General features: G+C 72.1%; 1 protein-coding gene. It reads right to left on the bottom strand.

What is annotated here, in order from left to right:
* A partial coding sequence (gene msrA / locus I5W_RS28490) for a peptide-methionine (S)-S-oxide reductase MsrA (protein ID WP_042723306.1) occupies nucleotides 1-459 on the bottom strand: 459 nt, incomplete at both ends.

The following is a 459-nucleotide window of genomic DNA, read 5'->3' on the forward strand; positions in this document are numbered from 1 at the left end:
CGCCGCCGTCCGCTCCGGGAACAGGCTGCGCAGCGCCTCCAGCTTCGGCGCATCGTTGGCGGCGATGTACGGGTGGCCGGGATGCAGGGCCATGAAGTCCTGGTGGTAACCCTCGGCCGGGTAGAACGCGGCCGCCGGCTCGATCCGGGTGGCGACCGGCCGCGCATAGGCCTTGGCCGCGTCGAGCTGGGCGATGTAGGCCTTCGCCACCCGCGCCTGCTCGGCATCCTGCGGGAACAGGGCCGAGCGGTACTGGTGCCCGGTATCGGGCCCCTGGCGATCCACCTGGGTCGGGTCGAGGGCCACCGAGAAGAAGATCCGCAGGAGCTCGTCGTAGCGGATCGCGGCCGGGTCGTAGGTGACCGAGACCGCCTCGGCATGGCCGGTCCCGCCGCCGCTCACCGTCCGGTAATCGGCCTCCGCGCGGGTGCCGCCAGCATAGCCCGACACCGCATTGCT

This window comes from Herbaspirillum sp. B65 (assembly GCF_000333555.1).
Taxonomy (GTDB): Bacteria; Pseudomonadota; Gammaproteobacteria; order Burkholderiales; family Burkholderiaceae_D; genus Herbaspirillum; species Herbaspirillum rubrisubalbicans.